Below are 7403 nucleotides of genomic sequence, written 5' to 3' on the forward strand. Positions count from 1 at the left end.
GTGTAGCCGCGGGGGCCCCCGCTATGGTGTAATGGGGGCGCCGCTCCCCTTCTCTCACTCCTCACTTTTTAGGGGTGTGGGGGCTGCCGCCGCTCCTACAAGACCGAAGCTGCCCGCCATCTGCAGCAACGCCGTTGCAGCATCCCGGGGCGATAATGGGCACCTGCCCATTGTCGCCGAGGACCCCATGCGCCCATCCCTGCTGACCGCTCTGCTGCTGGCCTGTGCGCCGTTTGCCGCCAATGCCTCCTGCATCGACGGCGCGGTCTTCCTCGACAGTAACGGCAATGGCCGGCAGGACGCAGGCGAAAAGCCGCTGGCCGGCATCCGGGTTTCCGATGGCGAGCACATCGTCAGCACCGGCAGGGATGGTCGTTACCAGCTGCCGGGCTCCAGCCAGCCCAACATCTTCCTCATCAAGCCTGCCGGTTATAGCGCAGCCAAACGTGCCGACGGACTGCCGGACATCTGGCGACCACAGGTAGGCGAGGGCGAGGCGCCGTGCCGCCCATTCGCATTGAAGCAGGAAAAGAACGTACCCGGCAGCTTTCAGGCACTGCTGCTGGCCGACAGCCAGACCAGCTCGGCGCTGGACGTAGGTTACTTCGAGCGCGACATCATCGAACCGCTGCGCGGCAAGCATCAGGCACGCCTGGGCATGACCCTGGGCGACATCACCAATGACGACCCCAGCCTCTATCCTGCACTGACCAAGGCAGTGACCTCGCTGGGCGTGCCGTGGCTGCACGTGCCTGGCAACCACGACATGGACCTGGACGCCAGCAGTGATGCTGATTCGCTGGCCAGCTTCCATCGTCAGCTCGGCCCGGACACCTATGCCTGGGAAGAGGCTTCGATGGTGTTCATCGGCATGGACGACATCATTGCCCAGCCCGGACAGAAGCCGGCCTATGTCGGCGGCCTGCGCGAGGATCAGTTCGCCTTCCTTGAGGCTTACCTGCCGACCATCGCGAAAGACAAGCTGGTGGTACTCGGCTTCCATATCCCGTTGTTTGACCACGTCTATCGCGCTGCCGACCGTGCCCGTTTGTTCAAGCTGTTGGAGCAGGTACAACACCCGCTGATCGTCAGCGGCCACACCCATAACCAGAGCCAGGTGTTCTGGGGAGCCGAGCAGGGGTGGAACGGTGCCAGGCCGTTGCACGAGTACAACGTCGGTGCTGCCTGCGGTGCGTTCTGGTCGGGGGTGAAGGATGCGCAAGGCATTCCCGATACCACCATGGCCGATGGCACGCCCAATGGCTATGGCCTGCTCAATGTGCGTCCGCAAGGCCAATACAGCGTGGAATATCGCGTGGCCCGTGCGCCGGCGGATCAGCAGATTGCCTTGCATGCGCCCAAGGTGCTGCGGCAGGGTGCGTATCCGGCCTGGGGGATCTACGCCAATGTGTTCATGGGCTTTGAGGGCTTGCCGGTGGAATTTCGCGTCGATGGCGGCGAGTGGCAGCCGATGAAGCAGGTCAGGCAGGCTGATCCGCGCTTGTTGGTGGAGAACATCGCCGACGATCTGGCCGATACCCTGCGTGGCTACGACCGCACGCCGGAAGCGGTGCCTTCCAGCCATTTGTGGCGTGCTGCATTGCCGACCAAGCTGGCCGAAGGTGAGCATGCGGTGGAGGTGCGTACCACATTGAATGGGGTGGAGTACCGTAGCCAGGCCAAGTACCGGTTGCAGGCCGCACAGCCCTGACAACAGGTGCTGTTGTGGGAGCGGTGTGAGCCGCGAAGCAGGCAGTGCTTCGTGGCCAGGACTTTCCGCGATCTGAAAATCCAGGAACTTCGCGGTTTACACCGCTCCCACAAAAGAAAAGAGGCCTCCCTGTTTCCAGGGAGGCCTCCTTGTATCAAGGCGAAGCGATCTCAGGCTTCGGGTTTGGCGTCGCGCAGCTCGCGGCGCAGGATCTTGCCGACGTTGGTCTTGGGCAGCTCCTTGCGGAACTCGACGATGCGCGGGTGCTTGTAGCCGGTCAGGTTGGCGCGCGCGAATTCCTTCACCTGCTCCTCGGTGAGGCTGGGGTCCTTCTTGACGATGACCACCTTCACCACTTCGCCCGACTTCTCGTTGGGTGCACCAACGGCAGCCACTTCCAGAATGCCCGGCATCATGGCCAGCACGTCTTCGATTTCATTCGGGTAGACGTTGAAGCCGGACACCAGAATCATGTCCTTCTTGCGGTCGACGATATAGAAGAAGCCGTTCTCGTCCATGCGCGCCATGTCGCCGGTATGCAGCCAGCCGTCGGCATCCATGACCTTGTCGGTTTCGTCCTGGCGGTGCCAATAGCCCTTCATCACCTGCGGGCCGCGGATGCACAGTTCGCCGACTTCGCCCGTCGATACCATCTGCCCATCGTCGGTCTTGACGCAGGCTTCGGTGGACGGGATCGGCAAGCCGATCGCACCGTTGTATTCCTTCAGGTCCAGCGGGTTGATGCAGGCCGCCGGCGAGGTTTCGGTCAGGCCATAGGCCTCTACCAGTGTGACGCCGGTGACCTTCTTCCACTTGTCGGCCACGGCGCGCTGCACCGCCATGCCGCCGCCGAGGGCGAACTTCAGATTGGAGAAGTCGACCTCGTCAAAGCCATCGGTGTTGAGCAGGCCATTGAACAGCGTGTTGACACCGGTGATTGCGGTGAAGCGGTTGTTCTTGAGCTCCTTGACGAAGCCTTTCATGTCACGTGGGTTGGTGATCAGATAGTTCAGGCCGCCCAGCTTCATGAAGACTAGGCCGTTCGCCGTCAAGGCGAAGATGTGGTACAGCGGCAATGCGGTGATGATCACTTCTTCGCCCGGCTTGACGCCCGAGGCGCCGATCCAGGCCGAGGCCTGCTGCATGTTGGCGATCAGGTTGCGGTGGGTCAGCATCGCGCCCTTGGCCACGCCGGTGGTGCCACCGGTGTACTGCAGGAAGGCGATGTCGTCGTGGTCCACCTCGACCACCGGCATGCTGTGGCGCTTGCCCAGCTTCAGCGCGTCGTTGAAGCGGATGGCGTTGGGCAGGTCATAGTCCGGCACCATCTTCTTTACGTACTTCAGTACGAAATTGACGATTGCGCCCTTGGGGAAGCCCAGCATGTCGCCCAGGCCGGTGGTGATGACCTGCTTGACCGGCGTTTCGGCGATGACCTGCTGTACCGTGTCGCCGAAGTTGTCGACGACCAACAGCACGCTGACACCGGCATCGACCAGCTGGTGCTTGAGCTCGCGCGCGGTGTACAGCGGGTTGACGTTCACCACGGTCAGGCCAGCGCGCAGGATGCCGAAGATGGCGATCGGATACTGCAGGCAGTTGGGCATCATGATCGCAACGCGGTCGCCTTTCTTCAGCTGCAGTTCTCCCAGCAGGTAGGCAGCAAACTGGGTGACCAGAACGTCGGCTTCGCCATAGGTCAGGACCTTGCCGAAGTTGGAGTAGGCCGGGCGATCAGGGAACTTGGCAACCGAGGCATTGAAGACATCGGCGACGGAGTGGAATTCGTTGACGTCGATTTCAGCCGGCACACCAGCCGGGTAGCTCTGCAGCCAAGGACGTTCTTGCGTCATCTTCCCCTCCAGGAAATGGAATGATCTAGTGGTCAGGCCCGATCATCGGGCACCGGCGTTATTGTTGCCAGCATACCGTTCCGAATTGAAAAGGCGAAGGGATAGATGATGCGATCAGTCTTCAACTGCATGCTTTGTGCGGTGATCATGCTTTTGCTGGCCGCGTGCGGCCGCGAACCACCAGAGCAGCGGCTGCGCGATAGTTTTGCTGCGATGCAAAAAAGCGTGGAGGCAGGCAAGCCAAGCGGCTTCATGGATGGCGTGGCCGAAGACTTCGTTGGCAACGAGGGCTTGGATCGCGCCGGCATGGAACGCTTGCTGCGCGGGCAGTTGCTGCTCAATGCCAAGGTGGGTGTGCAGACCGGGCCGTTGCGGGTGGAGATGGGCGAGGGCGGTACTGCGACGGTGCGCTTCACCGTGCTGCTGACGGGCGGCAACCAGGGGCTGCTGCCCGAGCGTGGGCAGATGCAGGAAGTGGTGACTGGTTGGCGCGAGCAGGATGGGGAGTGGCAGGTGTATAGCGCGGATTGGGGGCCGGTGGGCGGGGAAGGTTGACCTGCTGGGTTTGCTGGAGGGTTGAAGGCTTTGAAGTGCTGGAGCGTAAAGGCACCCCTCCCCAACCCTCCCCTTGGCTGCGCCAAAGGGAGGGGGCAGAGCAGCCTCGCTTGTCTCCCTCCCTTTGGCGTAGCCAAGGGGAGGGTTGGGGAGGGGTGCTCTTGCTTCTCGCCGCAAAAATGCAACAAAAAAAAGAACGCCCCAAAAGGGGCGTTCTTCCAACAAATCAATCAGCCCAGCAGATCAGGCCGCCTTCTTCGCCGCCAACTGCCGCAACACGTACTGCAGCAAGCCGCCATTGCGGAAGTACTCCACTTCCTTCGGGGTCAGCAATAGCACCTTGGCGGTAAAGCTCTTGCGGCTGCCATCGGCCTTGGTCGCAGTAACCGTTGCACTCTTGGCCTTGCCATCGTCCAACCCGGTCACATCGAACACTTCCGAGCCATCCAGGCCCAAGGTCTGTGCGTTCTCGCCGTCATGGAACTGCAGCGGCAGCACGCCCATGCCGACCAGGTTGGAGCGGTGGATGCGCTCGAAGCTCTCGGCGATGACCGCCTTGACGCCCAGCAGGTTGGTGCCCTTGGCCGCCCAGTCGCGCGAGGAGCCGGTGCCGTACTCTTTGCCGGCCAGCACCACCAGCGGCACGCCATCGGCCTTGTACTTCATTGCCGCGTCGTAGATCGCCAGCTTCTCGCCGGTGTTGCTGCCCGGGGCGTAGTACAGCGTGTTGCCGCCTTCTTCGCCGCCGAACATCAGGTTCTTGATGCGGATGTTGGCGAAGGTGCCGCGCACCATCACATCATCATTGCCGCGGCGGCTGCCGTAACTGTTGAAGTCGGCCGGCTGCACGCCACGTGACTGCAGGAAGCGACCAGCCGGCGAATCCTTCTTGATGTTGCCGGCCGGGGAGATGTGGTCGGTGGTGATGGAGTCACCAAACAGCCCCATCACCCGCGCGCCATGCACATCGCTGATGCTGCCGACCTGCATGGTCATGCCGTCGAAGTAGGGCGGGTTCTTGATGTAGGTCGAATCGCCATTCCATTCGTAGGCCTGGCCTTCTGGGGATTCGATCTGTGCCCAGCGGGTGTCACCCTTGAACACGTCGGCGTAGTTCTGCTTGAACATCTCCGGGCCGACGGTGGCGGCGATGGTGTCGCCGATTTCCTTGTTGCTCGGCCAGATGTCGCGCAGGTAGACGTCCTGGCCGTCGCTGCCCTTGCCCAGCGGCTCCTTGCTCAAGTCGATGCGCACGGTGCCGGCGATGGCGTAGGCGACCACCAGCGGCGGCGAGGCCAGGTAGTTGGCCTTCACTTCCGGGTGCACGCGGCCTTCGAAGTTGCGGTTGCCCGAAAGCACCGAGGCCACTACCAGGTCGCCGGCGGCAATGCCGGCGCTGACTTCGGTGGGCAGCGGGCCGGAATTGCCGATGCAGGTGGTGCAGCCGTAGCCGACAACGAAGAAGCCGAGCTTCTCCAGGTCAGGCAGGACGCCGGCCTTTTCCAGGTAGTCGGTGACCACACGCGAGCCCGGTCCAAGCGAGGTCTTGACCCACGGCTTGGCCTTGAGCCCCAGCCGCGCCGCATTGCGCGCGAGCAGGCCCGCACCCAGCATCACCGCCGGGTTGGAGGTGTTGGTGCATGAAGTGATGGCGGCAATGACGACCGCACCATCCTTCAGGCGCATGGGTTGCTCGTTGATCACGATGTCGGCATGGCCCTTGGCCAGTTGCTCATTGCCCACCGCAGCACCGCCGCCTTCGTTGATGAAGTCGGATACGTCGCCATTGCGTTGCTCGCGGTGGCTGGTCAGGCCCTTCAGTGCTTCGCTGAAGTTGCTGTGCACGTCTTCCAGCAGTACGCGGTCCTGCGGGCGCTTGGGGCCGGCCATCGACGGCTTGACCTCGGCCATGTCCAGTTCCAGCGTAGCGCTGTACTGCGCATGCGGGCTGTTGGCGTCGTGCCACAGGCCCTGGGCCTTTGCATAGGCTTCGACCAGATTGATCTGCGCATCGCTGCGGCCGGACAGGCGCAGGTAGTTCAGCGACTCTGCATCGATCGGGAAGATGCCGCAGGTGGCGCCGTACTCCGGGGCCATGTTGGCGATGGTGGCGCGGTCGGCCAGCGGCAGGTGCTGCAGGCCCTCGCCATAGAACTCGACGAACTTGCCGACCACGCCGAGCTTGCGCAGCATCTGGGTGACGGTCAGTACCAGATCGGTGGCGGTGGTGCCTTCAGGCAGCTTGCCGGTCAACTTGAAGCCGACCACCTGCGGGATCAGCATCGACGAAGGCTGGCCCAGCATCGCCGCCTCGGCCTCGATGCCACCCACGCCCCAGCCGAGCACGCCGATGCCATTGATCATGGTGGTGTGCGAGTCCGTGCCGAACACGGTGTCCGGGAAGGCCCAGTTGGCGCCGTCGATCTGCCGTTCCATCACCACGCGGGCGAGGTTTTCCAGGTTCACCTGGTGGACGATGCCGGTGTTTGGCGGCACCACCTTGAAGTTCTCGAAGGCCTTCTGGCCCCAGCGCAGGAAGCTGTAGCGTTCCTGGTTGCGCTCGAACTCGATCCTGCCGTTGAGGTCCAGCGCGTCCGGGCGGCCGAATACGTCGACCTGCACAGAGTGGTCGATGACCAGTTCGGAGGGAATCAGCGGATTGATCTGCTCGGCCTTGCCGCCCAGCTTGGTTACCGCATCGCGCATCGCGGCCAGGTCGACGACGCAGGGTACGCCGGTGAAATCCTGCAGCACTACGCGCGCCGGCATGAAGGCTATTTCGGTGTCGGGCTCAGCCTTGGGGTTCCAGCGGGCGACGGCTTCGATGTGGTCCGGGCCGACGGTCTGGCCGCCGTCCTCGTGCCGGAGCAGGTTCTCCAGCAGGATCTTCATCGAATAGGGGAGGTGGGAGATGTCGAACTTCTGGCCGAGCTTGGGAAGGCTGCAGTAGGTGTACTGCTGGCCGCCAACCTCCAGTTGGCTTCGGGTGGAGAATGTATCGCTCATATAGCTGACTCCTCTTGATGCAGATGGCTTGCGGCGGCGCCTGTGCGCTGCGCGGGCTTTTCAGAGCCATGGGCCCTGTCAGGTGAATGCCAGTCCGAGTATGGACGAAGCACCGGCCTGCGGGCGCATGGTGGCTGGCCCCAGTTTAGGCAACGGCTTGTTGCGCGCATGTAACGGTGGCGGGCGGCAGGTAGTGGGGGGGGCGGGAGGGCGGCGCCGGGCGGGGGGGGTGTTGGGGGGGCACAACGAACCGCGGTGGTTGGGGTGGGGGGTGCAGA

4 protein-coding genes are annotated in these 7403 nt (G+C 63.1%); 2 read left to right on the forward strand and 2 right to left on the reverse strand.

Translation table 11 applies throughout. From position 1 onward, the window contains the following. Positions 1-187: 187 nt before the first annotated feature. A complete protein-coding gene (locus tag ACVOL0_RS19725) occupies positions 188-1711 on the forward strand; it encodes a calcineurin-like phosphoesterase C-terminal domain-containing protein (protein ID WP_481550527.1) in 1524 nt (507 codons plus the stop codon). A gap of 170 nt (positions 1712-1881) precedes the next feature. Here ACVOL0_RS19725 and ACVOL0_RS19730 read toward each other — a convergent pair whose 3' ends face one another. After that, positions 1882-3564, reverse strand: a complete 1683-nt coding sequence (locus ACVOL0_RS19730) for a long-chain fatty acid--CoA ligase (protein ID WP_481550528.1) — start codon at positions 3562-3564, stop codon at positions 1882-1884. A gap of 105 nt (positions 3565-3669) precedes the next feature. On the opposite strand from ACVOL0_RS19730, the gene ACVOL0_RS19735 reads away from it, so the two are divergent. After that, on the forward strand, positions 3670-4119 hold the full coding sequence (locus ACVOL0_RS19735; protein ID WP_481550529.1) for a nuclear transport factor 2 family protein: 450 nt from the start codon (positions 3670-3672) through the stop codon (positions 4117-4119). Between the two features lie 243 nt (positions 4120-4362). On the opposite strand, the gene acnA is transcribed toward ACVOL0_RS19735, so the two are convergent. Beyond that, positions 4363-7125, reverse strand: a complete 2763-nt coding sequence (acnA, locus tag ACVOL0_RS19740; protein ID WP_481550530.1) for an aconitate hydratase AcnA — start codon at positions 7123-7125, stop codon at positions 4363-4365. Between the last annotated feature and the right edge of the window lie 278 nt (positions 7126-7403).

The organism is Stenotrophomonas sp. STEN021 (assembly GCF_056760175.1).

Coding starts and splice junctions, on each gene's coding strand:
- acnA (WP_481550530.1), bottom strand. CDS start 7,125: ATGAGCGATACATTCTCCACCCGAAGCCAACTGGAGGTTGGCGGCCAG.
- ACVOL0_RS19730 (WP_481550528.1), bottom strand. CDS start 3,564: ATGACGCAAGAACGTCCTTGGCTGCAGAGCTACCCGGCTGGTGTGCCG.
- ACVOL0_RS19725 (WP_481550527.1), top strand. CDS start 188: ATGCGCCCATCCCTGCTGACCGCTCTGCTGCTGGCCTGTGCGCCGTTT.
- ACVOL0_RS19735 (WP_481550529.1), top strand. CDS start 3,670: ATGATGCGATCAGTCTTCAACTGCATGCTTTGTGCGGTGATCATGCTT.